This is a genomic window from Dolosicoccus paucivorans (assembly GCF_900100125.1).
GTDB classification, from domain to species: domain Bacteria; phylum Bacillota; class Bacilli; order Lactobacillales; family Aerococcaceae; genus Dolosicoccus; species Dolosicoccus paucivorans.
Window position 1 is genome coordinate 1 of record NZ_FNEL01000021.1, and the last position, 26,253, is coordinate 26,253.

Annotated in this window: 20 protein-coding genes and 1 pseudogene; 6 read left to right on the forward strand and 15 right to left on the reverse strand. The window is 37.6% G+C overall.

Annotation, left to right across the window (positions count from 1 at the left end; translation table 11 throughout):
* Positions 1 to 283: IS30 family transposase (locus tag BLR79_RS04430; protein ID WP_143338778.1), on the forward strand; the 283-nt coding region annotated here is incomplete at its 5' end.
* A 110-nt stretch (positions 284 to 393) separates the two neighbouring features.
* On the opposite strand, the gene BLR79_RS04435 is transcribed toward BLR79_RS04430, so the two are convergent.
* The 10 genes from BLR79_RS04435 to galE all read right to left on the reverse strand — a co-directional run bounded on the left by BLR79_RS04435 (position 394) and on the right by galE (position 17,024).
* Positions 394 to 6,315: a Rib/alpha-like domain-containing protein gene (locus tag BLR79_RS04435; protein WP_159427593.1), complete on the reverse strand. Its 5,922-nt coding sequence runs from the start codon at positions 6,313 to 6,315 to the stop codon at positions 394 to 396.
* A gap of 471 nt (positions 6,316 to 6,786) precedes the next feature.
* Positions 6,787 to 7,539 carry a glycosyltransferase family 2 protein gene (locus BLR79_RS04440; RefSeq protein WP_092085264.1) on the reverse strand — a complete coding sequence of 251 codons (753 nt, stop codon included), beginning with the start codon at positions 7,537 to 7,539 and terminating at the stop codon, positions 6,787 to 6,789.
* A gap of 11 nt (positions 7,540 to 7,550) precedes the next feature.
* The gene (locus BLR79_RS04445) at positions 7,551 to 8,594 is read right to left on the reverse strand and encodes a hypothetical protein (protein ID WP_092085265.1); all 1,044 of its coding nucleotides are present in this window, start codon (positions 8,592 to 8,594) and stop codon (positions 7,551 to 7,553) included.
* Complete coding sequence (locus tag BLR79_RS04450; protein WP_092085267.1) at positions 8,569 to 9,882, reverse strand: O-antigen ligase family protein; 1,314 nt, start codon at positions 9,880 to 9,882, stop codon at positions 8,569 to 8,571. Before BLR79_RS04450 ends, BLR79_RS04445 begins: the two co-directional genes overlap by 26 nt.
* Positions 9,883 to 9,896: 14 nt before the next feature.
* Positions 9,897 to 11,309, reverse strand: a complete 1,413-nt coding sequence (locus tag BLR79_RS04455) for a lipopolysaccharide biosynthesis protein (protein WP_092085269.1) — start codon at positions 11,307 to 11,309, stop codon at positions 9,897 to 9,899.
* A 12-nt stretch (positions 11,310 to 11,321) separates the two neighbouring features.
* Positions 11,322 to 12,485, reverse strand: a complete 1,164-nt coding sequence (locus BLR79_RS04460; RefSeq protein WP_092085271.1) for a glycosyltransferase — start codon at positions 12,483 to 12,485, stop codon at positions 11,322 to 11,324.
* Positions 12,486 to 12,596: 111 nt separating this feature from the next.
* Entirely contained in the window at positions 12,597 to 13,763 is a 1,167-nt protein-coding gene (locus BLR79_RS04465; protein ID WP_092085273.1) for a nucleotide sugar dehydrogenase, read from the reverse strand.
* A gap of 12 nt (positions 13,764 to 13,775) precedes the next feature.
* Positions 13,776 to 15,185, reverse strand: coding sequence for an LCP family glycopolymer transferase (locus tag BLR79_RS04470; protein WP_092085275.1), 1,410 nt, complete (start codon positions 15,183 to 15,185; stop codon positions 13,776 to 13,778).
* Positions 15,186 to 15,201: 16 nt separating this feature from the next.
* Entirely contained in the window at positions 15,202 to 15,987 is a 786-nt protein-coding gene (locus tag BLR79_RS04475) for a hypothetical protein (RefSeq protein ID WP_092085277.1), read from the reverse strand.
* 14 nt (positions 15,988 to 16,001) lie between these two features.
* Positions 16,002 to 17,024, reverse strand: coding sequence for a UDP-glucose 4-epimerase GalE (galE, locus tag BLR79_RS04480; RefSeq protein WP_092085279.1), 1,023 nt, complete (start codon positions 17,022 to 17,024; stop codon positions 16,002 to 16,004).
* A gap of 245 nt (positions 17,025 to 17,269) precedes the next feature.
* On the opposite strand from galE, the gene BLR79_RS04485 reads away from it, so the two are divergent.
* The 5 genes from BLR79_RS04485 (at position 17,270) to BLR79_RS04505 (ending at position 21,365) form a co-directional block, all read left to right on the forward strand.
* Entirely contained in the window at positions 17,270 to 17,731 is a 462-nt protein-coding gene (locus BLR79_RS04485) for a flavodoxin (protein ID WP_092085281.1), read from the forward strand.
* A complete protein-coding gene (locus BLR79_RS04490) occupies positions 17,731 to 18,963 on the forward strand; it encodes an aminopeptidase (RefSeq protein WP_092085283.1) in 1,233 nt (410 codons plus the stop codon). The genes BLR79_RS04485 and BLR79_RS04490 overlap by 1 nt, the downstream gene beginning before the upstream one ends.
* 20 nt (positions 18,964 to 18,983) lie before the next feature.
* On the forward strand, positions 18,984 to 19,271 hold the full coding sequence (locus tag BLR79_RS04495; protein ID WP_092085285.1) for an ATP synthase subunit B family protein: 288 nt from the start codon (positions 18,984 to 18,986) through the stop codon (positions 19,269 to 19,271).
* A gap of 1 nt (position 19,272) precedes the next feature.
* Positions 19,273 to 20,391: a glycosyltransferase family 4 protein gene (locus tag BLR79_RS04500; RefSeq protein WP_092085287.1), complete on the forward strand. Its 1,119-nt coding sequence runs from the start codon at positions 19,273 to 19,275 to the stop codon at positions 20,389 to 20,391.
* Positions 20,392 to 20,465: 74 nt separating this feature from the next.
* Positions 20,466 to 21,365, forward strand: a complete 900-nt coding sequence (locus tag BLR79_RS04505) for a polysaccharide deacetylase family protein (RefSeq protein ID WP_234970813.1) — start codon at positions 20,466 to 20,468, stop codon at positions 21,363 to 21,365.
* 49 nt (positions 21,366 to 21,414) lie between these two features.
* Here the strand turns inward: BLR79_RS04505 and def are convergent, their stop codons facing one another.
* From def to BLR79_RS09185, 5 genes and pseudogenes are all read right to left on the reverse strand, one after another.
* Positions 21,415 to 21,981: a peptide deformylase gene (def, locus tag BLR79_RS04510; RefSeq protein WP_092085291.1), complete on the reverse strand. Its 567-nt coding sequence runs from the start codon at positions 21,979 to 21,981 to the stop codon at positions 21,415 to 21,417.
* Entirely contained in the window at positions 21,982 to 23,211 is a 1,230-nt protein-coding gene (hflX, locus tag BLR79_RS04515) for a GTPase HflX (RefSeq protein ID WP_180955427.1), read from the reverse strand.
* Complete coding sequence (gene miaA, locus BLR79_RS04520; RefSeq protein WP_092085293.1) at positions 23,204 to 24,175, reverse strand: tRNA (adenosine(37)-N6)-dimethylallyltransferase MiaA; 972 nt, start codon at positions 24,173 to 24,175, stop codon at positions 23,204 to 23,206. The genes hflX and miaA overlap by 8 nt, the downstream gene beginning before the upstream one ends.
* A 22-nt stretch (positions 24,176 to 24,197) precedes the next feature.
* Complete coding sequence (gene recN, locus BLR79_RS04525; RefSeq protein WP_092085295.1) at positions 24,198 to 25,889, reverse strand: DNA repair protein RecN; 1,692 nt, start codon at positions 25,887 to 25,889, stop codon at positions 24,198 to 24,200.
* A 166-nt stretch (positions 25,890 to 26,055) separates the two neighbouring features.
* Positions 26,056 to 26,253, reverse strand: a pseudogene (locus BLR79_RS09185) (hypothetical protein); the annotation flags it as partial.

A 26,253-nucleotide genomic window follows, 5' to 3' on the forward strand; every position in this document is an offset into this window, starting at 1 on the left:
TTTCACCTCTGATCGTGGGAAAGAATTTGCTTGTTATTCAGACATCGAACAACAAAACATCGCTTTTTACTTTGCGGATGCTTACAGTGCCTGGCAGAGAGGGACTAACGAGAATTCCAATGGATTACTCAGAGAATTTTTCCCTAAACGCACAGATCTAGCTAAAATTACGGAACATGATCTTTTCAATGCGCTATGGTTGATAAACAATCGACCTAGAAAATGCTTAGATTTTAAAACACCTTTTGAAGTACTCATGCACGAACTCGTTCAGTTAGAATAACTTTTTGTCGCAATAATTATTGCAATTCATCATAAAAATAAAAAAATCCCAACTACTCCGAAGAATAGTCGGGATTAATCTATTATTTATAGAGGCTCGATCGTTAATAATTAGTCTTCTTTACGACGACGTGCTACTAATCCTAAACCGGCTAGCACTGACATTGCTGCTGTACCTAATAAAGCGGCATTGTCTGCTTCACCTGTTTCTGGAAGTACACCTGCTTTGTCAGAATCTGTTGCTTGAGTATCCTGTGCAGTTGATTTGTCTGCTTCAACTTGGCCAGCTTCAGACTTATCAAGCTCTGGACTTTCAGCTTCTGGTTTATCAGTCTCTGGAGCTTCAGTTTCTGGCTTATCAGTTCCTGGTTTGTCAGTCTCTGGAGCTTCAGCTTCTGGCTTATTAGTTCCTGGTTTATCAATCTCTGGAGCTTCAGCTTCTGGCTTATCAGTTTCCGGTTTGTCAGTTCCTGGTTTGTCGGTCTCTGGAGTTTCAGTTTCTGGCTTATCAGTTTCTGGCTTATCAGTTTCTGGCTTTTCAGTTCCTGGTTTATCAGTTTCTGGTTTTTCGACTCCTGGCTTGTCAGGTGTTTCTGTGTCTTGGGAATCTACCTTCACCACTTGATATACCCAAGTCACTTGACCAGTTTCTTCATCTACAACACGCTTGTAATCATACACCACATAGCCGTCTTCTTTTAGATAACCTAAATGAGTGTTTAATGCGTCGTAGATGTTCGCTTCTTCCATATCAAAGAAGTCATATAGTTCTCTAATAACGTTACCGTTATGATCAACTTCTACAATATGACCAACATGTTCTACTTGAATATCTTCATCTTGGCTATCTTCTTGAGCTTTACGCACTTCGTACACCCAAGTAACTGATCCATTCTCATCCACTACACGACTATAGTCAATGATTTGGAATCCGTCTTCTTTTAGGTAACCTAAGTGAGTGTTCAACGCATCGTAGATGTTTGCTTCTGATTCATCTGCGAAATCGTATAGCTCTTTGATAATATTTCCGTTTTCATCCACTTGTACAATGTGTCCAAAGTGTTCTACAGAAATCGCTGGTTTTTCAACAATTAAATCTCCACCTGGAATAATATCAGTTGTTCCATCTGGGTAAGTAATGGTTGTATCACCATTGTTACCCACTTCGATATCAGTTCCTTCTGGGAAGTTGTCTTTGTTAGACTCTTGAACATTATTCTTAACTTCATCTTTTTCTGCTTGAGTTAAGTTGTCTTTGTCTTCAACTTCAACTTTATCCCCTGGAAGAATTGGTTCGTATTTTTCATTATCTGGGGTTTCAACTTTATCAGCTACACCAGTAATAACAGTCACTTGGCCTGTTCCATCACGGTTAGAAATCATATCTAAGATGTCTTGAACGGAGATTTCCATTTGACCTTCTGCAGCTGCTCTGAACATTGCTCCTACTGGAATAGCGTTATCTTCAGTTACCCAATGAGCATTTTCGTAGCCTTCAAGAGCGACTAATTCAGGTGTGTTAATTTGATCTGCTGTTACAACAGTGTGTTTCTTAATATCAATAACAACTGTAGTAAAGTCTTCTACACCTTCACCACTATTGAAAATAACACGGTCATAACCTTCTGGGATCGGTTGATTTACATCGTTATGAATTAAAACATCTTCACGATTATCTACTACGTTGACATCGACTTCAACTTGATCAGTTGTCCCATCTGGATAAACAACTAAAACAGTTCCTGTTGATGTTCCTTCTTGAGAAACGTTTGGTTCTTCTTTCCATAAGAAGTCTGTTCCTTCTGGTAGATCGTCTTTATTTACAATCGCATCTTCAGCGTTTGGAACGACATTAATTTCAGTTTCTAAGTCGTTATTTGCTTCAGGCGTGTAAATTTCAGCATCTGTCATTGGTGTGACTAAGTCTTTTCCTGGGATGATATCTGTTGAGTTATCTGGATAAGTAATAGTTACATCACCATTGTTGCCAACTTCAACATCTGTTCCTTCTGGGAAGTTGTCTTTATTAGCTTCTTCAACTTTATTCTTAACTTCTTCTTTTTCAGCGTCAGTTAAGTTGTTTTCGTCCACTACAGGTGTTTTTTCTGCTGGTACTTCAGGCGTTGTTTTTTCAGCATCTGTACGGCTGTCTGTAACAGTAATTGTTACTTCTTGTTCTTCCATTGATTCATCTGGATAGATAACAATAACATTACCTGTGGTTGTACCTTTAGTGTCGACGTTTGGTGTTTCTTCCCAAACAACTTTTGTTCCTTCTGGCAATTCATCAAAGTTTTCAATCGCATCTTTAGCAGACGGTACTTCACCTAATTCAGTTTCTACATCTTGGAAGTTTGGTGTGTACTTATCGGCATCTGATTTTTGAACAACTAAGTCTTCGCCTGGAATAACTTCTGTTGATTGATCTGGATAAGTGATCGTTGTATCACCATTATTGCCAACTTCAATTTCTGTATTTTCAGGGAAGTTGTCACGGTTTGCTTCTTCAACTTTATTCTTAACTTCCTCTTTTTCAGCATCAGTTAAGTTTGTCACATCATCAACTGGCGTTTTTTCTGCTGGAATATTTGCGTCGTATTTCTCATCATCTGAACGATTATCGACAACGTTTACTGTCACGTCCACTGTATCCGTTGTACCATCTGGATAAACGACTAATACTGAACCTGTTGATTTACCAATTTCAGAAACATTTGGTTGTTCTCTCCAAATATATTCTGCATCTGCCGGTAAATCATCTTTATTAGTAATTAAATCTTCAGCGTCAGGAACAACGTTTAAATCAGTGTCTGTAACATCCGTTTCAGGTGTATACTTCTCAGCATCTGTCATTTCAACCACTAAATCAGTACCTGGAATCGTATCAACTGAGTTATCTGGATAAGTAATTGTTGTATCACCATTATCTCCCACAACGACATCTGTACCTTCAGGGAAGATATCTTTATTAGATTCTACAACTTTATTCTTAACTTCTTCTTTTTCAGCATCTGTTAAGTTATTTTCATCCATTACAGGAGTTTTCTCTGTTGGAATTTCTGGTGTTACTTTTTCAGCGTAATCACGGTTATCTGTGACGTTAACGGTAACTTCGTGTTCTACTACTTCACCTTCTGGAGTAGCAACAATAACTGTTCCTGTTACTGTTCCCTCTGCAGAGACATCTGGAGTCACTGACCAACCAGCTTTTGTTCCTTCAGGTAAATCGACAAAGTTTTCCACTACTTCTTCAGCATTTGGAACTTTTCCGATTGTTGTATCAATCTCATCTTTGAATACTGGTTTGAATGGCTCTTCAACTTCTTTTTCCACAACATTAATTGGAACATCAACTTCAAATGGCTCTTCAATTCCTGGAACGGTTACTACTACTGTTCCTGTTGTTTCGCCAACAGTTGAAGTGTTTGGTGATTCTTTCCACTCAAATGTTGTGCCATCTGGCATACTAGCATTGTTTTCAATAGCTTCTTTTGCACTGTCGACATCTTGAGTTAAATCATGGCCTTGTTCAACTTCAATTGGTGTATTGACCGCTTTAGGCACTTCAATCACATTGACAAGAACTTCTTCTTCAAACATCTTTCCATCTGGAGTAACCACTGTTACTGTACCAGTAGATTGACCAACTTCATTAATTGTTGGATTTTTTGACCAACCTGCAACTGAGCCTTTAGGTAATGAATCAAAGTTCTCAATTGCAATTTCTGCGTCAGGTAATTTACCAAGTGTTGTAGTGATCTCTTCTGCAAACTCTGGTGTTACTGTTTCTTCTGCTACTTTTTCAGTGACATTAATTGGAACTTCAATTTCAAATGGTTGGTCTCTATTAGGAATTGTTACGACCACTGTTCCTGTCGTTTGACCAACTGCTGAAGTATCTGGTGCTTCTTTCCACTCAAATGTTGTGCCTTCTGGCATTTCAGCATTATTTTCAATCGCATTTTTCGCACTATCAGCGTCTTGAGTTAAGTCAGTATCTTGCTCAACTTCGATTGGTTTTTCAACTGCTTTAGGCGCTTCTTTGACTTTAGTAGTAAACATTTCTGGGTTTTGGTAACGTTCATCGCTTGGAATGACACGAACAGTTAAATCTTCCCCAGCGTTTCCTACTGATTTACCTTCTGGAATGTTAAACCCAATGTCTTGAACTCCTGTAAATGGTTGACCCTTTTCATCAACAGCGTCAACTGTAGTCGTCGCGATAACTTCGCCTGCTTGGTTCACCAATTCAACAGTGTTTCCAGAACCTGCTAATTCATGCAAGTGAACTTGACCAGTCACAACCGTGTCACCTTCAAATGGTGCATTTAAAGTAGGTTCGCCAATAAATGGACTTGTACCTTGATTAGCTTCAATTTCGTCGGCTTTACCGTCTCCATCAATATCTTGAAGTTGATAAACTCCTGTTCCATCAGAGTTAGGAATTAACTTATCATTGGCGTCTGTAAACCAAGCGCTAAATAAGAAATCATCACCGAATGGCTTACCTTCAGCAACGCCGGCTTCTTCTTTTAATTCTTCAAGAATTTCATTTAGTGGTTTGTTTAATTTATAAACAACACGAGAAAAGTTTGGACGGTATGAAGTATTGTCCATATTCACAATATTAGTGAAATCATTGTCCGTATATGACCCTACCCCGTAGTTAGGATGGCCTTCACGCCGCTCAATCGCTAGGTCAGCTACTTTATAGTTACTACGATCATCAATCCCAAACCCTGGTTGAACAGAAGTTGCACTTCCTAAATAGTGTAGCTCGATGCCATCAATGTATTTAACAAGACGTGGATCGGCTTTGAAGTTAATATTCCATGGTTTGTCTTTTGCGTTAATGCCGTAATAGAAACTACCATTTTTCGTTAGTTTTTGGTCGACAACAATCGCGTCCACACGTTTACCGTCTTGTGTGATTTTTTCATGGTTCGTAATAACTCTTGCTTCTACCCCGGCATGTTTGTAGACATCTTTATTACTTTCAGAAATCTCACCGGGATCATAATCATCAATACCATTTACTCTAAAGTATCCTGTCGTATCAATCCCAGAAACAATTTTTCCGTCATCTTTTTTAGACGTTAAATAGACACGATACAATAACTTGTCTGATGTTAGTTTATCATCGCCAATTTCAGCTAAAATTTCATTAACTGGCTTTTCAAAATGAATGATTCCGTCTTCAGCAGCTGTAGGGCCTAATGTCCAACCTCCAGCGAAAAGTCCTTCGCTTGCACGAATGTAGTTAACTTGCCAAATGTTTGTTGAACGACCGAGATTATCATTTTTTCTAACTAATACTCGGCGTGTTCTACCGTTATCCGCATTAACATCAATTTTAGTAATGTACTGAGCTAGTCTTTCGTCAATTTGTAAGTTAACGACCCAGTTACTTGTTGAAGCAGCAACGTTGTGTTGAGCTAACATTTCAAAGCCTGCTTCATTTGTGTCATTACTTTTATCTAAGTTTTCAGGGTTGAACTGTAAGTTTTGGAAGTTGTAACCACGGCCTGTTTCGCCTAATTCTTCGGCAAATGTGTTCTCAGATGCATCTTTGACACCCACTTGTCCGTCAAAAGGCTTATCAGAAACTTCTGGTTCTTCAGCATTAACTGCTTGCATTTCAATATCAGCAACATCTAATTCCTTGTTTGTTTCTGAGTCACTTGAATCTGCTGGTCGTTGTTCTTGTTCTTCTTTTTGACCTGATTCTAATTGATCGGCAACAATTTCGTCTTCTACAACACCTTTTACCTGTGACGTGTCTTCTTGGAAAGAAGTAGGTTCTGGTGTTTGCGTATCAACGGGCGGTAAATCTTCTAGTGGTAAATCAGGTAATTCACTCGTACCACCTTCAACCATTCCAGATACTTCTTCTTGTCCTGGTTGCATTTCTGCTTCAGCGGACGCTAATACAGCATCTGAACCAAAGAAGATACCTGCCGCAATCGCAACCGATGCAACTCCAACATTAAATTTACGAATCCCGAAATGTTGAACTTTCGTTCCACGTTTCATTGTTCGCATATATGTGTTTTTCTTACTAAACATACTAAATAATTCCTCCAAAATAATCGTTTGTTTTTGTAATTATTCTATTTTGTCTAATGGACATTTTAAAATCATCTATTTCAACAGTTTTGTCGAGATAGCAGATTATAATTGATCCAAACAAAATGTTAACTGAGTTTACTTTAGCACTAATATATATATGACGTAATCAACACAAAATAGTGATATGTCACATTCACAAACTCTCTCATTTGCACATTAAATCCAATTTGTTGTCATAGTAGACATAAATCGGATTTACATAAGAATATTTTTATTATATTTTCTATCGATTTAATTTAATTATTATCGAAGTTTTAGAATCTTATTCGAGTTTAACTCAGTTTTTTATCACAAACCTCTTTTTGTTCTCTTTATCTTGATTTACTAGAAGTTATTTTGGTCAACAAAAAAACCGTCCTCATCGGACGGTTCTATTTAAATTCTTCTTAAAATGGCATTGACCACATAATGAAGGAAGTAGTAACTTGCCTTTAAAAATGGCAATCCTTCTAAATGATGGTACAAATACCATGTTCGTTTGAGAGCACCAAACTTATTACTGGAAATTGATCCTTGAACTTGGCGATAATAATTTAGCACTTCATTCAAGCCGTAAGCTTTCACTCCTCGCTCGCGCATTAACATGAGCCAAGTCGCTGTGTCTTGTCCTTTACGAACTAAAGGCATTTGAAAAGGTCCTACCTTTTGTCGATCAATCATTACGGTTGAACAAGCGATAGAGGTATTTTTGAGTAAATCATAATACCCTAGTTCTAAAGGCAAATTCACTCGGTCTTTTCGAATGTCTCCTTCTTCAGTCATTAAAGCAAAGTTGGTATAAGTAAAGTCATATTGATTTTCTTGCATAAATTCCAGTTGCTTTTCTAACTTTTGGGGGTGCCATACGTCATCGGAATCAATGAAAGCAACGTAACGACCTCTTGCTTCATCTAATCCTGCATTGCGGGCAACTGCCGCGCCACCATTTTCAGGTAAGTGAATGAGTTTTAAACGTGGATCGTTTTGCATTAATTCTTCAATTAACGCCACACTATTATCTGGTGTTTGATCATTGACTAAAATCATTTCCCATTGTTGAAAGGTTTGGTTTTGAACACTTTCAATCGTTTCTTGAATGAACTCTTGTGCGTTATAAACAGGTGTAATAACTGAAATTAATGGTTCCATACCTTTCCTTTCTATTCCACTACATGAATAATTCGTAGTGGACAATGATATAATTTTGATAATGTATATTGTTCATCGTACCATTCTTTAGTTGTTTTTTCTGGTCTTATAATGAAGACAATTTCTTCTACAGGTACGGTTTGTGTTAAGTGATTAATTCCTTTAGACCAATTAGCGGCTTCACTTTCAGCGGTTTGATCGAGAATTAACTGGTTGGACACTTGAGACAAATCAATTAATTCATTTAAAGTTAATCCCGGATATTTTTGAGGTTGATACAATAAATGTTGATCGTTTAAGTCCCAACTATATTCAAAGCCGTAGCGAATCTTACGGTCTAGTAGTCTATATATAAATAGTCCACCGGCAGTTAAAATAAATCCGGCTACTAATCCTAATACTCCAGAACGAACTAAAGACTTAATTCCCATGCCGGTTGCTGGCTTTTCTAGTTCACTTAATGGATCCGCTAAAGGATTCGCTTCTGGATCAATGGTTTCGCCAATTGAAGATGTTTGGAAAATAGTCACTTCTTTACCTTTTAAAAAAGGGATATCTGATTGTTTAATTAATTGTTCAATCGCTGATGCGATTGCTAAGTTATCTTTTGACTCTGATGCTATTTGAATGCGGGCAGTCATTAAGTTAGTTGAAGTGTCTCGAATGACCACAAGACCTCCTCTAAATTTAGACGTTTTGTAAAGTTCTAGTAATTGTTCATAATCTAGCGTCGCTTGAAACGGTACTTGACTAATCGATTCAAGTTGTTGAACAACGTCTGGTTGAGTTAAATATTCGTCAATAATAAAGGAATTGTCAAAGAACGTTCCATCTTCATTTTGAATAATAAATTTAAATTCCGCTGGCTCTTGTTCATAAACTGTCAGTAGTGACTCGTAAGCTGAAGCTAAGTCTTCTTCTTCTTGATCTTTTGTTGTTAAATAATATTTACCACCCGTTAGCACTAAACTGACGACTAAAGCACTAAGCAATAGTTTAGTGATATTATCTTTTATAAACCGGAAAAGTTCATAAATTAGTGTGTTTAAACTCAATCTTTTCACCTCGTGTTAATTCTTTTAGTTGACGATCTATTAAATGAACAAAACTTGCGATCATTCCAAAATAGACCCAATGCCACTCAATAAGCATATTATTGGCACTTGTAATACTTGCGAAAACAAAAACAAACATAAACATCCATAAGCCATAGGCCATTTGTCGAGTCTTTTTCGTTAAAAGAAGTGACTGACTTAATTGATAAAGACGGATTAATAATAATAGATAGGCTAGAAGATACGCTATAAAAGGAATCACACCATACCCTACTAAAATCTCCAGCCACCAATTATGAATATTAGCAATTCCATTGGTTGAATAAGGACCATATTCAAGCATCCAATGCTCGATATTTCCTGCTCCTACACCAAAGCCGCCCGTTTTTCCTAAAAAGTAAAAACCATTTTTCATCATATTAACCCGGGCCATATCTCCCGTTAAATAATCTTGTCCTTTAGTATAAATCACTTCCCCGATCTTTTGAATAATCGAGGGCTTAACCATTAAGATGACTCCAATAAATCCTACTATTCCCGCCAGAGCTTGACGCATCAAATTCACTGTTCTTTTAATTGGAAAATAGCGTAAAACTAAAAGTAAGCTCATCACCATTGCCGCTAAAAGAGACATTCTCGAATCGGTCCGATAAATTAAATACCCAGCAATAAGAGCCATGCCCCATTCAAACAATCGCAACCAAATCGAGTGGGTCAATGCATAAATAATAACCGTCGTCGCAATATAAGCTAACAACATTGTAGCGTAATCATTTTGATTTTCAAAAATCGTCACCGGAATCCGACTCCACGGATTACTTGTAAAAGTATGGTATTTATCTAACTTTTCCAAATCAGCGAACAAATAAGTATTCGTTCCAATTTCTAATACTCCCCACAAAACGAGCCCGCTCATCATCGACCAAATGGTTAAACAAAGCGTCTTCCACTGCTCTAAATTTGTCACAAAAAAATACAAACTTAACACTGAACCTAATCCAAGGGTAAGTAAGAAGAAGGCTTGAAACCAATGGGACAAGCTTTCCGGCCAACCTAAAGTCACTAAAGCTGTAAGCCACCATAAGAAAATCGCCCCTACAAAATAGGTTCCTCGGTTATTAAGATCAATCTTCAAAGATGACGAAGGACGTAAAAGTTGAATGCATAAAATAGGGTAAACACTTAACGCCAAAATCCGGTATAACGTCACTTGTAAAAAAGGAGTCGATAGAGCTAATAGTTCTGTTCCTAAAAAGACACTAGCAACAAGTAACACTAAATAAAGCACTTTTTACCCCTCCTTTATGAAAAGTCCCATTCAGCTGGATTGTTTCTAATAGATAACGTCGTCATAATCGTTGAGCTTTGAACAACTAACGTCACTAGCCCAATACCTAGTGTGATCCACTCAACATGAGCAATATCAAAGGCGTTAATACTTGAAGCAATGAGCATCAGTAAAATACTAATAACTTGTTTATATTGGCTAAAGCCAAATCCACTTCGATTAGAAAAATACGTTCTCGCTAAATAGAACATAACATAAGCAATACATGAAGCTGTCGCAGCTCCACGGTACCCCCAGGTGGGTGTCATTGTATAGTTAATAACTAAACTAGGAATAATCGCTAGTAAACTCACCGCAATATTTAAATAAGTCTTTCTAGAAAAGACAATCCCTAAAGTGGTTGTCTCCGATAAGGTATACATAATATGAGGAAAGCTAAGGAGACCTATAATAAACCCGGCATCATAATATTTAGACCCTAAAATCATAATAATGACCTTTTTGAAGATCAATAGACCAAAAAATAAGCCTGTTAGAACAAATAATACAGCGTCACTAATGTATTTATAGTGTTTAATGGATTTGTTTTCTTCATACCAGCGGTAAGCGGTCGGTATCCAAAAAGAAGCAAAACTTGTCTTTAAAATACCAATCACATTAACAATATTTCGTGTAGCGTTATAGGTTCCTAAATCATCGGCTGTACTAAATTGGTTTAAGAAAATGTTATCTAAAGAGTTTAATAAAGAAGTGAGCGACACGGCTAACATTAAAGGAAATCCAAAACGAAAGAGTTGAGCCATGAGCGGCCAATCCGCTTTAAATCCTCTAAAATCCATAAAAGTACGGTATTTATAAAATAACCATACATCTCCTAGCAATTGACCAAATAACATACCAAAGACAACCGCTCTAAAGTCTCGGACTCCTAATAAAACTAAAGCTACAGAGACAATAAATACTAACAGTTTAAGTAATAGCGTATACCTAGAATACTCCAGAGCTTTTTCTTCCATTCGAATATTTAATAATAAAAAACGTTCGACAATGGTTGCTAGAACCCATAGGCCAGCAATCCAAATAATATAAGAGTACCCTTCATCTTTAAATAGCCAGTATGATAACGGCTTAGCAAAAAAGCTGCTTCCGATTAATAAAAGAGCGCCAATGACTAATGGGAAAAAGATCGATTGTTGTAAGATGCGCCGCTTATCATCCGCGCGGTGGTATTCTCTTGTATACGCTTGGTCAAAACCAACATAAATAAAATTAGGAATTTCCGTCAGTAAGTTTCTAAACAATCCCGCTCGACCGTATTCAGCTTTCGATAATAAGTTGGTCATAATCGGGATTTGAACAAAGGATAAAACAGCTCCTAAAATAGGTCCTAAACTAAACCCTAATAATCGTCGTATAAATTGTTTCATTCAATCCCTCCCTTAATCAATATGGTAACTGTTAATGAAGCCACTTAAGTATTGCGTATAGATCGAACTAGCTGCTTCATTCGTAAATCCTTTTAATGAGGCTTGTTCGATACGCGATCTTGTTGAAGGCTTAGACATTTCGATTAAAGTGATCAGCTCATCGTACCACTTGGAAATCGGACTGTCTAAAGGTAAATAAGTAAGGAGTCCTAATTCTAAATCGACTTCTTTTGTAATAGTGTCGGACAAGACTGCCGGAAGGCCTACTAACTGTGTTTCAATCATTGTAGTTGGTAACCCTTCAACAAAGGAAGGTAAAATAACGCCATCTAGCGCAGGTAAGTAGTTAGCAATTGGGTGAAGGCGTCCGGTAAAAAGAACGACGGATTCTAATCCTTTTTCTTTAACTTGTTCTTTTAAAGCCTCTTTTAATTTACCTGTTCCAATAATAACTATTGTCATCGGCAACTGTTGGTTTTTTATCCATTGAGCTAGCTCTAAAGTTAACTGATGGTTTTTGACTTCTTCTAGTCGTCCAATATGACCAATTAAATAATGGTCCTCTGGAACTTGCCAACGGGTCCGCACTTGTTCTCTTATTTTAGTAGCTTCTTTATCCGAATGAATAAAGTTTGCGGGCTCTACAGAATTAGGTATAATCATCCATTGTTCTTTAGGAACTTTTCCGTAAATAGACTGAATGGCTAGAGCACCGCACCCTACCGGTTCATGGGAAAGATAGCGGTTAATGGGTTGATTAATTTTTGCTTCATATTGTTTCTTTTTACTTAAGCGAGATAAATCAACCGTCGAATGGGCATGAATGATAAATTTACCCACTTTATATTTTCTAACAACTAAATAATAAGCGATCGCGCGGTACCCTGCTACGTGGCAGTGAACGACGTCATAGTGATGCTCTTTTAAAGGTTGTTGTAAGGACTTTTTAAACTCTTTCCACCCTTTTGTTTTTGGGTTTTGTAGTGAGTAGATGCGTCCGCCTGTTTTTTCAATAGCTTGTTTAAATTCTTCTGGGCAATCATCATAAGTTGCTACATCAAATATAATTGATGTGTCCGTTAACGCTTCGGCTTGATTGCGAATGAAAGTAGATATTCCTCCCCCAAATCCGCTCATAATATGTAAGATGCGAATGGGTTTCAATTGAATCTCCATGGGTTCACCTCGTGTTAAAATAATAACTCCCTTTGATTATACCATCACTGAAGGGTGAAATATATTGCCTTCATTAAAAAGAACGCCGGCTAATAAACCGACGCTCCATTTTTAGTTATTATTAAATAAATCGCGTGTATAAACTTTCTCTTTAACATCTTCCAACTCTTGTTCGAAGCGGTTAGCGATAATTAGATCTGCTTGTTGTTTAAACGCTTCTAGCGAATTAACAACGGGATAGTGATCAAAGGTATCAGTCGCTAATGCTGGTTCATAAATAACCACTTCGACTCCTTTACCACGTAACAGCTCCATCACGTCTTGAATAGCTGAAGATCTAAAGTTATCTGACCCTTGCTTCATCGCTAAGCGATACACGCCTACTGTTTGAGGATCTTTTTGTAAAATGTCATCTGCAATAAACTCTTTACGCGTCGCATTGGATTCAACAATCGCTTGAATGAGACGGTTAGGAATATTTTGATAATTGGCGAGTAACTGCTTTGTATCTTTTGGTAAGCAATACCCTCCATATCCAAAGGACGGGTTATTATAGTGATCGCCAATTCGCGGATCTAACCCGACTCCTTCAATAATCGCTTTTGCATCTAAACCGCGCATAGCTGCATAAGTATCCAGCTCGTTAAAGTATGACACTCGCATGGCTAAATAGGTATTAGAAAACAATTTAACTGCTTCAGCTTCTGTTGGATCCATATAAAGAACTGGAACTTCTTTAGCTTTAGCGCCTTCTTTTAGTAAGTTCGCTAATAGTTGACCTTTTTCTGATTGATCGCCGATAATAATTCGCGAAGGATATAAATTATCTTTTAACGCTTGACCTTCTCTTAAGAATTCTGGTGAGAAGATAATGCGATCCGTTTGATACTTTTCTTGAAGTTGTTTTGTAAAGCCAACGGGTACTGTTGATTTAATCATAATTAACGCGTCGGGGTTCACCTTTAACGCCTCATCAATAACTGCTTCGACGGAAGACGTGTCAAAAAAGTTTGTTTCTTCATCGTAGTTTGTTGGTGTCGCTACAACAATAATATCTGATTCTTGATAGGCTTTTTGTGCGTTTGTAGTAGCGGTTAAATGTAATTGACCTTTATTTAAATATTCTTCAATTTCTCGGTCTTTTAAATGAGATTTTCCTTGATTAATTAAGTCAACAATTGTTTCATTTAAGTCAACAGCTGTCACGCTATGATGTTGGGCAAGCAAAATCGCATTAGACAATCCAACATAACCGATTCCGATCACTGCTATTTTCAATAAAATCTCTCCTTATTCCTCAGTCGAACCAGCAGGTGCTTCTAGTTGAGGTTGCGGTGCTGGCTCTTGGGGCGCTGGTTGCGGTTGTTGTGGCTCAGTAGGCGCTTCTGGTTGTGGTTGGGGCGCTGGCTGAGCGGGCGGCTCACTTTGAACCGGTGGTGCCGATTGTGCCGGAGGTTGAGGTTGCGGTGTTTGTCCTCCGCTTGATGCCGGCGGCGTATATTGTGGTTGCGGTCGATACTCCGGTTGGTAACTTGGTTGATAATTAGGAGCAGGCTGATATTCTTCGACCGGTTGAGCCGGAATATAGCTTTCTTCTGCTCGGTGAGTTTGAATGACTTGTTGTTGATTAATAATGTCTTCTTGTTGTTCCTCAGTTAATCCCGTGGGATATTGGTTTAAAACAACATTAGATATTTTAGTAATCGTTGTGTCTCCTGCCTCGTCGCCAATTGGATCCGCTAAATCCTTCGTCGCAACAAGAGGCAAACTAGATTGTTGGCGTAATTCATTGGTCACTTTCAATCGTGCACTCAATGGTATATGGAAATAGAAGACATCATCGATATAAAGTTCTTCTAAATCATCAAACTTAATAATCGTCATTTTTTCTGCTGCCGGAGTATATTGTTTCATAATTTTTAGAGCGGTTTGAATGCTTAAATTCGTTCTCACGTTGTCTTCCACTGCTTTTAATATTTGTGGATAATTCGTTAATGAATCCATCGACAGCACTTTATCAACAATCGCTTTAATCACAATCTTTTGACGATTTTGACGTCCCACTTCTCCTAATGGGTCGTCATAGCGCATTCTAGCAAAATTCAATGCTTTAACTCCGTTAACGTGACGTGTCTCGCCTTTTTTGAACATTGTATTACGGTATTCAAAAGTAAGCGGACTAGTGACTTCAATGCCACCTAAGGCATCAATTAAATTCGCTAAACCGTCCATATTAACCGCCGCATAATAATCAATCGGTAAATTTAAATAATTTTGTACCGTATCAACGGTTAACTCGATCCCTCCAAAAGCATAGGAGTGGTTAATTTTATCTGGATTCGATTGGCCCTTAATGAAAGTATAAGTATCACGCGGGATGCTAACCATCTTTGTCGAGCGCGTTTGAGGGTTAATCGAAAGAATCATTAATGTATCGGCTCTTCCTACATACCCTTCCCCTTCTTTTCGGGCGGTTAAATCATCATCAGTTCCAATGAGCAAAACGTTTAACGGCTCACCTTCTTCTAAGTTTACCGATTTTTTACGTAAATTAGCTACTTCAATTGTTTGATTCGTTTGATTGGCTACCCGAGCTAAGTCGCGACTCACTTTCCAAATCGCTCCGCCAACAAGGACGAGTAATAAACAACCAATTAACGATAGTTTAAATTTCCATGATGTCTTTTGGTTTTTGGACATAACATCACTCCTTTAATTAGTGAATCATTAGCGCTGTTTGTCGGTTGAATAACGACAAGACAGTTTCTTTTATTTGAGACAGCTTCATTTGTATGACTGTTTTTTCTATAACGCGGTAAGGAACATCCGTATGAATAAAATAAGTACTTTGCTCCATTAAAGTGGGTAGTTGAGGAATCACTTTATAAGCGAATAACTGTTCAAATAATGTATGAATAATCAGCTGATCTCGTTTTATTTGTTCATCGGCTTCATTTATTTCATACATATATTCCATCACTTGTAAGTCACTCCACTGCCGATCATCCAACTTTAATCCACCCATCGCTTCAATTAAAGGTCTTATTTCGAACAAGGATAACTGGACTGTATAAAAAGGTGATCCATTTAATTGATCATCGATTCCTTGATATAATTGGTTATTTTGGTAGAGTTCATTTAACGTTTGTTCGTTATAAAACACATCATCGACTGCCCACTCTTTAATCTGAGGCTGATGGTAGTTATCAAAGGTAATAACACTTGCATAACTTAAACTCTCTTGGCCCGTTCGGCCCGCATTAGAGTAGTTAGTCGCTAAAACAACTAGAGGGTGAACCTTTCTTAATTCTGTCTCTTGGGTTTCTAAGGGCTGATAGATAGATGTTTGATAAGTAGTCATCACTTTTTGACGAAAGGCGTACATAATAAAAAAACTAACCATTACCGCAACAAGAAGTCCCAGTATAATAAAGAAACCTCGCCCCATTTTTTGAGGCTCAGAATCTGTTTCGACATAATGATAAGGACGATAGTTTGGCACAATCGTCATCTCCTTTAAACATCTTTAGAATACCCATGAGGGTTTTGAGATTGCCAGCGCCATGCGTCTTGGCACATATTATTTAAATCTTTTTCAGCACGCCAATCTAACTCTCTGGCTGCTTTTGAAGCATCCGCAAAAGAGGTCGCTACATCGCCTAAACGGCGTGGGACAATTTTATAAGGCACTTTTCGTCCACTGGCTTCTTGAAATGCTCGGACGACTTCTAAGACACTTTGGCCTTTACCGGTTCCTAAGTTATAAATATGGGTACCTGTTTGTTTTAAGTTATGTTCTAGCGCTTTAACGTGACCTTTAGCTAAGTCAACGACGTGAATATAATCCCTTACTCCAGTTCCATCCACTGTATCATAGTCATCTCCGTAAACAGATAACTCTTCGAGTAAACCAACCGCCACTTGAGAAACATAGGGCATTAAGTTGTTTGGAATATCACTTGGATCTTCACCAATTAACCCGGACTCATGAGCTCCTACGGGGTTAAAGTAACGTAAAATCGTCGCTGACCATGTTTCATCCGATGCGACGACATCTTTTAATAATTGTTCAACGACTAGTTTTGTATAGCCGTAAGGATTCGCTGTTTCAAGCGTTGGCATATCTTCTGTTAAAGGCGGTTGGTTCGTCATACCATAAACCGTGGCTGATGAACTAAAGACGATATGCTTAATATGACATGCTTTTAAAGCCTTTAGTAAAGAGACGCTGCCTTGAATATTATTTTCATAATATTTTAGTGGCTTTTCAACTGATTCGCCGACCGCTTTATAGCCAGCAAAATGAATAACCGCATCAATTTTGTGTTGATTAATAATTTCTTCTAATGCTTTCGTATTTAAAATGTCTTCTTTATAAAAGGTTACTTTTTTGTTAGTAATTTGTTCAATTCGTTTCAGTACTTCTGGGTGACTATTAGAAAAATTATCTACAATCACCACGTCATAGTCATGATTTAATAATTCAATGACAGTATGGCTGCCGATATATCCGGCTCCTCCAGTAACTAAAATAGCCATTGTTTATTAACTTCCTTTCTTGTTGCCCTTTTGACATACTCTTATATTATACCACCCTCAAAAGGGATTGTCTTATAGTATTTAATTAATCATACCAAATTTTTTCTGCAATTCGTTTACTTTATCACATTATTATTAAAAGTTTACCTTTCTTTTTTATCTTATTCCAAACACTCCTTCATGGTGTTGGTCATTTTCTTTGTTATAATAGGCAGTAGATAAAACCGATAAAAGGAGGAGACTCAGTGGATGCTGTAGTTATTTTTGCCAGTTTAACTGGTAACACAGAAGAAGCGGCTGAAATTGTCGCCAGTGTATTAGAACAAGAATACGATATTGATGTAGAAATTTACGATGCGATGCAAGCAGATGCCGAAGATTTTTTAGATTTTGATTTATGTTTTTTAGGTAGTTACACGTACGGGGTCGACGGAATTTTGCCTGATGAAATGTTAGATTTTTATGACGATTTAGGTGGATTGGACCTATCAGACAAAGTGTTTGGTGTCTTTGGATCCGGAGATCATTTCTATGAAATCTTTTGCGGTGCGGTAGATACCTTTGAAGAACAATTTATTAAAACCGGTGCCACCCAAGCTGCCCCAAGTGTTAAGTTTAGTTTAGCGCCTGATGAAGAAGAAGACATTAAACAACTGCACGAATTAGCTCATAGCGCAGTACGTCAATGGAAGGAAATGAATGAATAATGACCTTTGAACATAATTTACAAAAGTATGCCCATCTTTTAATCAATAAAGGGATTAACGTATTAGAAAATGATTTTGTCTTAATTAATGCTGACATCGATCAAGCTCCTTTAGTTCGCTTGATGACAGAAGAAGCGTATAAAAACGGGGCTTATAAAGTTATTGTTAAATGGACTGACGAGAAGGTATCGCGCTTAAATTTAATTTATCAATCCGAAGAAGCGTTAGAAGATATTCCGCAATACTTACTCGATGAATCAGAATATATGATTGAAAAGCGTATGAAACGAATAGCACTTCGTTCAAGCGACCCAAATGCTTTTAACGGGGTGGACCCACATAAAATCAGTACCTCTCAACTGGCTCAATCGAAAGCTTTCCAACCCCTTCGTATCGCTTCTCAAGCGAATGTGATGAGCTGGTTAGTGTGTGCTGGGGCTAGTCCCGAGTGGGCGGCTTTAGTATTTCCTGAATTAGAATCGCAAGAAGAGCAAGTCGATGCTTTATGGGATGCGATCTTTAAAGCGACCCGTGTTTACGCCGAAGATCCAATAAAAGCATGGCAAGAACATGAAGCAGTTTTAAAAGAAAAAGCTGATTACTTAAATAACCAACAATTTGATGCGTTACACTTTACAAGTGAAGAAACAGACTTAACTATCGGCTTACCTGTCAATCACGTTTGGGAAAGTGCGACAAGCCAAAACCAACAAGGCGAAGACTTTATTGCTAATATGCCAACAGAAGAAGTCTTTACCGCCCCTGATTTTCGCCGTATTGACGGAACGGTCGTTAGCACCAAGCCCTTAAGTTACGCTGGTCAAATTATTGACGGGATGACTTTTGAATTTAAAGATGGTCAAATTATTAAAGCCACTGCCAAAGAAGGTGAAGAAGCCTTATTGAAATTAATCGAAGAAAATAAAGGGGCAAAATCTTTAGGTGAAGTGGCTTTAGTTCCTCATCAATCCCCTATTTCCCAATCAAACTTAACCTTTTATAATACATTATTCGACGAAAATGCTTCAAATCATTTAGCGTTAGGGTCAGCATATGCTACTTCTGTTCAAAATGGAGCTAATATGACTCAAGAAGAGCTAGAAGCAGCTGGCTTGAACCGCTCCCACGTTCACGTTGACTTTATGATTGGAAATAGTTCGATGGATATTGATGGTATTAAACAAGACGGCTCACGCTATCCAATATTTAGACAAGGAGAATGGGCCTTTTAAATCAATGAAGGAGATTTTTTATGAACAAACACTCCCCTTTAATTAATGAACAAGATTTGGAAGAGTTTGATCAAAAAATCAACGAACAGTTAGATAAAGGCGGCTGGTTCTTTTTAGTCCTGCTGGCCGCTTTTTTATTCGTTGTCATTTATTTTGCAACGCAACATTTTAAACTTCCAAATGATGCAATCTTTAATTCATTAAATGAACAAGTTAGTCATTTAGAAGAACGAGTGGATCAACTTGAATCTTTAACGAAAGAACAACAACAACTCATTGAATCATTTGAAACGAAACGGAGGGAATAAATTGAAAATACTACACATTAACTCTTATTATTCAACATCTGTTTTGTTTGAAAATTTATATCAGCGCCAAGAAGCTGACCATGATCTAGATGTGTACGTTCCTATCTCACACCAGTACCCTAGTGACCGGTTACCTAAAATGAAAGACTACGCTACGGTGCACCGCGTCTTTAATCATTTAGACCGTTGGATTTTTCATTACAAACATCAAAAGATTTTAGATGATTTACTAGCAACTTATAACGTCAAAGAATATGACTTGATTCATGCTCACTCTTTATTTTCTAACGGGTGGCTCGCTTATAAATTGCATCAGCAGTTTGGTACACCTTATGTGGTTGCTGTTCGTAATGCAGATGTTAAAACTTTTTTCAAACGAATGTTTTGGCTTCGTCCCATGGGGCTTGCTATTTTAAGAAATGCTTCAAAAATTGTTTTTATTTCTAAAAATGCTTATAACGAAGTATTTGATAATTATGTTCCTGAACGAGACATTCCTTTCTTAAAAGAAAAAACTTCCATTATTCCCAATGGAATCCATTCTTTTTGGCATGAACATTTGTATACTGAAAAAGAAGCGAAGTTACATGAACCGCTCCGCATCGTCACTACCGCAAAACTCATTCGCACTAAGCGTTTGATCAACCTCGCCGAACGAGTAGCCAATTATAACGAAAATATTTTCCCAGCCGAACTTCATGTCATTGGTCCAGAGTGGGACAAGTCCGTTGTCGATCAATTAAAACAGTTTCCTAACGTGACACTATACGGCAAACGTAATCAGCAGGAAATGATGCAAATTTACCGTCAAATGGATTTATTTGCGTTACTTTCCTATCCTGAAACCTTTGGTCTAGTTTACGTTGAGGCCATGAGTCAAGGTCTGCCAGTTATTTACACAACTGATGAAGGGTTTGATAGTTATTTTCCTAATAAACACTTAGGTGTTAGTGTTGACCCCTCAAATGGGCTCGCTTTTAGCGACGCGGTTGATTATATTATTTATAATTACAAAGAAATGGTCAAAAATGCTTTAGAAGCTGTACCCCAATTTGACTGGGATAAAATTTATACTACTTACCAAGCGCTTTACGAAGATATTTTTAGAAAAGAAAATTAGTAAAATGAGTAGCTTTATTCCTTAGAACCTTTATAATAAGATGTAAGTATTATAAGAAAGGGATGGAGCTGTTGATGAACGATTTTTTCAATAAATTAGATCGCAAATATATTTTTCCCTTATTCAGTTTAATCATTTTAATAGGGATCAGTAGTAGTATCTTTGCCTACTCAAAAGCAAAAGAACACAATCAATTAGTATTAGAACAAGTAGCTGCTGAAGAAGCGAGCATTGAAGCTTCTCTTCAAGAAGAAGAAAAAGTAGCCGAAGCTGAACAAGAATCCTTTTTAGATTATCAATATTATATGGTCAATGATCCGGACATTTCATCTGAAATTATGCCGATGGATGGAGCTGATGTGCCAGCCAATGTTCTTCTTTTAACCTTTGACGATGGACCTAATCAACATACCCTTGAAACGGCTAAACAACTCGCTACGTTAGATGTGGGAGCTATTTTCTTAATTAATGGGATGTATCTAGATGAAGAAGAAAATCGCGAGATTTTAAAAGAAGTTTATGACATGGGCTTTGAGATTGGAAACCACACCCAACACCACGAAAATTTAAGAGAGTTAGATTATGAAACTCAACAATTTGAAATTTCTGAAACAAGCCGATTAATTGAAGAAGTAACGGGAGAAAAACCGCGTTGGTTCCGTCCGCCTTTTGGTCAATTTAATATGGATACCATCAATATTTGTAATGATCTAGACATGCAGTTAATGACGTGGAACTTTGGATTTGATTGGATGGAAGAATACCATGACGCTACTTTATTAACAGAGATCAGTCTCGATAACTCTTATTTAAGAGATGGAGCTAATATATTGATGCACGATTTACCGTGGACCAGTGAAGCCATCACTGATATTGTCAATGGCTACCACGAGCGAGGTTATCATATTGTCAATCCAAAACAAATTAAAAGTAGCCAAAACAGTACTGATCCTTTAGAGCCAGCAGACTTATAACACAAAAATCACCAACCTAATGATTTAGAGGGTTGGTGATTTTTTTAGTTTAAATTAATTGCCACTCTGGCTTAGCTTCTAATGGATGAATTGGATCGATATGGTCATAAAACATAATGCCATTTAAATGATCAATTTCATGTTGTAAAACAATAGCTAAAAAACCAGATAGTTTCATTTCATGAGTTTGACCTTCTAAATCTTGATATCTGACTTTCAAGCGGCGTGCTCGCGGTACTAATCCTGGCACATCGCGCTCCACCGATAAACATCCTTCCCCATCTTTTAAAGCAGTTTGTTGAACAGAATGACTAATAATTTGAGGATTAATGAGTATTTCATCTAATAAAGGTTCCACCGGATTTCCTTCTTCATCGTAATCGGCAACGTAAACCGCGATGAGTTGTTTCGATAAATTAATTTGTGGAGCAGCAAGACCCACTCCTGGTCGCAACTTATATTTTTCTGCCAATTCGTCATCTTGACTATTAATTAAGTATTCGCGCATTTCAAGGGCTGTTTGTTTTAATTCGTCATTTAAAGGAAATGTGACTGGTTCTGCTTTTTGTCTTAAAACCTTTGCTCCTTCTAGCACGATATCCTTCATCGTAATCATTTATTCACGCTCTTTTCTTTTATATCCAACAATTGTATACGTTTGGTCTTCTTCATTAAAGTCCATTGAAGTCACAAGACGATGTTCACGGTGCCATGCTAGTAAGTCACCCCGGTCTGCTGGAATCACTTCGACGTAACGTTGGCTATTTTGAATCATTTCTTGCCAAATATTTTCTTTTAATTTCTCCATATCGTCTTTATCGTAGGCTGAAACGATACAGTTAGGAATTCGGGTCGGCACAAACTGATCACTTTTAACATCTCGTTTATTGTAGACCGTTAAAATTGGTAAGTGGTCTAGTTTTAAATCCTCTAATAAGTTTAAAACTGTTTCTTCATGAAGATGTTGAGATGAATCAGAGGAATCGACTACGTGAAGCAATAAATCCATATGGCGCATCTCTTCTAAAGTAGACTTAAAGGCTTGAATTAATTCGGTCGGCAATTCTTCAATAAAACCTACCGTATCGGTCAAGGTAAAGTTATCATGACCATTAATTGTTAATTGACGAGTGAGAGGATCTAATGTCGCAAACAGTTGATCTTGAGTGTAAGTTGACTCATCAGTTAATGCATTAAGTAAAGTTGATTTACCTGCGTTTGTATAACCAACTAGACCAATATTGAATGGACCATTATGAGCCCGTTGTTGTCTCGTTCTTTCGCGGTGAGCTTCTAATTGCTTCAATTCTTTTTTGATGTTATTAATTAAGCCACGAATATGACGACGGTCTGTTTCTAGTTGGGTCTCTCCGGGACCTCTCGTTCCGATCCCACCTCCTAGACGCGACATAGTAAGTCCTTTACCGTGTAGTCTTGGAAGTAAATATTCATATTGTGCTAATTGAACTTGTAGTTTACCTTCACGACTTTTAGCTCTTAAAGCAAAGATATCTAGAATTAATTGGGTTCGGTCAATAGTTTGGACTCCTAATGTCTCTTCTAAGTAGCGGTTGACACTCGGTGAAATTCGGTTCAAAGTAATGACTAAATCAATCATTTCTTGGTCAATCGTTGCTTGAACTTCACTAATCTTTCCACTTCCTACAAGGGACCGAGAGTTTGGTTTAGCTAACTTTTGAGTAATCGTTTGGATCACTTCGCCCCCTGCCGTTTCTGTTAAAGCAGTCATCTCGCTAACCAATGTCGCAAAAAGCTCGTCATCCATTTCTTGAGTTTGCACTCCAATTACTAGCACTCGTTGTTTTTGTTCTTTTGTTTCAATCATAAGACCTCCTCCTTTCTGTTAAAAATTGTTCCGTCAGTTGATAGGCATTTTGATAAAGCGTTGCTTCATCTGTAGCATCAAGCCAATGAGTATTTTCTAAACGATTGCGAAACCAAGTTAATTGGCGTTTGGCATAACGTCTTGAATTTTGCTGAATGGTTTCAATAACTTGACTCACTGACATATCTGAGCCGTTGAAGTAAGGCCACCATTCTTTATAGCCAATTCCTTTAATACTTTGCCAGTCTTGTCCTTTAGCTTCATCATAAAGTTGTTTAGCTTCTTTTTCTAAACCTTCATCGACCATTTGTTCAACTCGTAAATTGATACGGTCATATAATTCAGCGCGCGGACGGTCTAGCACTAATATTAACGTATCATACTTAGAATCATTTGGGTAATAAGTCAGCTGTTTTGAAAATAGCTTACCTGTTACATGAATGACTTCTAAAGCTCTAATCGTTCGACGACGATTTTGATAAGGAATCTTCTTTGCTGCTGTCGGGTCAATTTTATTTAGTTGCTCCCATAAGTATTGATCGCCTTTTTCTTGGGCTAGTTGTTCTAACTGCTGGCGATAGTTTAAATCTTCTGCTTTAGGGCCACCAAAGGACAAATTTTTAATCAGACCATCTAAATAAAGACCCGTTCCTCCTACTAAAATCGGCAATTTACCTCGTTGATCAATATCTTCGATGGCTTCTTCAGCTAATTGTTTAAAACGCGCCGCGTCAAAGGGATCTTTGACAGATAAAATACTTAATAAATGGTGAGGAATGTTCTCCATTTCTTCTTGGGTTATTTTTCCTGTTCCAATATCTAAGCCGCGATAGACTTGTAAACTGTCTCCATTAATAATTTCGCCGTCAAACTGTTTAGCTAATTGAATACTTAAATCGGTCTTACCTACGGCAGTGGGTCCTGCGATCACAATTAAAGGAGGGTGTTGTTTTTTATTAGTCATTGATATTGTTTCCTCCTTTTTATTATGAATGAGTTAATAATTCTTTTGCTAAATCAATGGATGTTTGAGTCAGCTCATCAGCTGAAATCATTAAAGCAATCGCATTAATTTTCTCTTCATCATTCATTGACTTTACTTTAGTTAACGTTTGCCCATCTTCAACGACCTTTTGAATATATAAATGATGATCTGCAGCCGCGGCTACTTGAGGTAAGTGAGTAATACAAAGCACTTGGTGATAGTAACTAATTTGCTTCATCTTTTGAGCAATCGCTCCAGCCACTCGTCCTGATACACCCGTATCAATTTCATCAAATACCATCGTTTGTGAAGGACTTGATTTAGAAAAAACTGTTTTTAGCGCTAAAATAAAGCGTGACATCTCACCGCCACTTGCTACTTTCGTCAATGGTTTTAACGGTTCACCGACGTTTGTTGAAATTAAAAATTCCACCTCATCAAATCCTGTAGCTGTTAAACTTACCGGCATATCATCACTTAACGTCGACTCTTTGGTTAATTGGATGCTTAATAAACTATTTGCCATATAAAGGTCTTTTAGCTCTTCTTGCACGGCTTGTTCAAGCTTTGGTTTATATTCTTTTCTTAATTGATGAAGTAAATCGGCAATCATAAAAGCGTCATCATACGTAACTTTTAGTTGTTCTTCTAACTTTTGTAGGTAGCGATCTTTATGAACTAATTGATAAATCTCTTGAGAGATCTCGTCATAATAGACTAATATTTCATCCACTGAACGATGATACTTTTGTGTCAGTTGTTGAATTTGGTTGAGTCTTGTTTCTACTTCATCAATGGTATAATCATCCATTAAAGGCGCTTGATCCATTAAGGCGACTTGATGGGATATTTCTTGAAGCTCAGTTTGGACACTTTGTAGCGTCTGCTGGATATCCTCAGTCGTCTCTCCACCTTTTACTTGGTTTAAAGCTTCTGTTACTTGCGATAGTTGAACGAGAATGCTTTGCGGACTGTCGGATAATAATTCGCTGACCGTTTGTAGGGCTTGATGATTTGTTTGTTGATACTGCAGTTGGTTACTAATATTAAGTAATTCTTCTTCTTCACCTGGAACTAATTGAGCTTTTTCAATTTCTTGGGATTGAAATTCAAGAAAATCTAATCGTTGTTGGTCAGATTGCTCGTCGGTATGAGCCTGATTCCACTGTCTTAGCACTTCTTTATAGGCATTAAAAGCTTCTTCGTAATCTTGGCGAAGACGGAGGGCTTTTTCCCCGATAAAATTATCAAGTAATTCCACATGACGTTCAACATTTAATAAGTGTTGATGATCTTGTTGGCCGTGAATGTCGACTAAATAAGGACTTAATTGTCTTAAAAAGGTAACATTTGCTAGTTGCCCATTGACGCGAATAATATTTTTACCTGATTGGTTAATTTCGCGACGAATAATCAATGTGTCTTCTTCTAAGTCAAGTCCGAATTGGTGGAAAAGGTCTTGAATATCATCTTTTGCTTCTTCGTAACTAAACAATCCTTCGATTAATAAACGATTTGCACCGTGACGAATATAATCGATCGAGCCCCTTGCACCACATAAAACGCTTAGCGCATCAATGATAATGGATTTCCCGGCCCCTGTTTCCCCGGAGAGAACGGTCATACTATTTTGAAAATCTAAATCTACTTGATCAATGATGGCGAAATTTTCAATGGTTAAACTTAATAACATGCACGTCCTCCTTTAATATTCTCGATTGTCAATTTAAGTTAGAAATTTCTACACTATATTATGAGTGATTGAACTTGGTGACATACTTGTGCTAACCACCTTAAACAACTCCCTTCATCAAGCTCCTGGCTGGTCAAGAGGAAAAGCGCTAGCGACTCTTGAGGAGTCAGGTGCTTGATGAAACCATATTTCTTAAGTGGTTGGCATAATATCCAGGTGTTTGATCCAAAAGATGGGCCAAGAAAACCTCCAGGGGAGTGTAGTAGTTAAGAGATTTACGTGGAATGATATTTCGCTTGAAGGTTACTTCCTTAAGAAAGTCTTCATCTACTTCATTAAAATCAGTACCTTTAGGCAGACCATC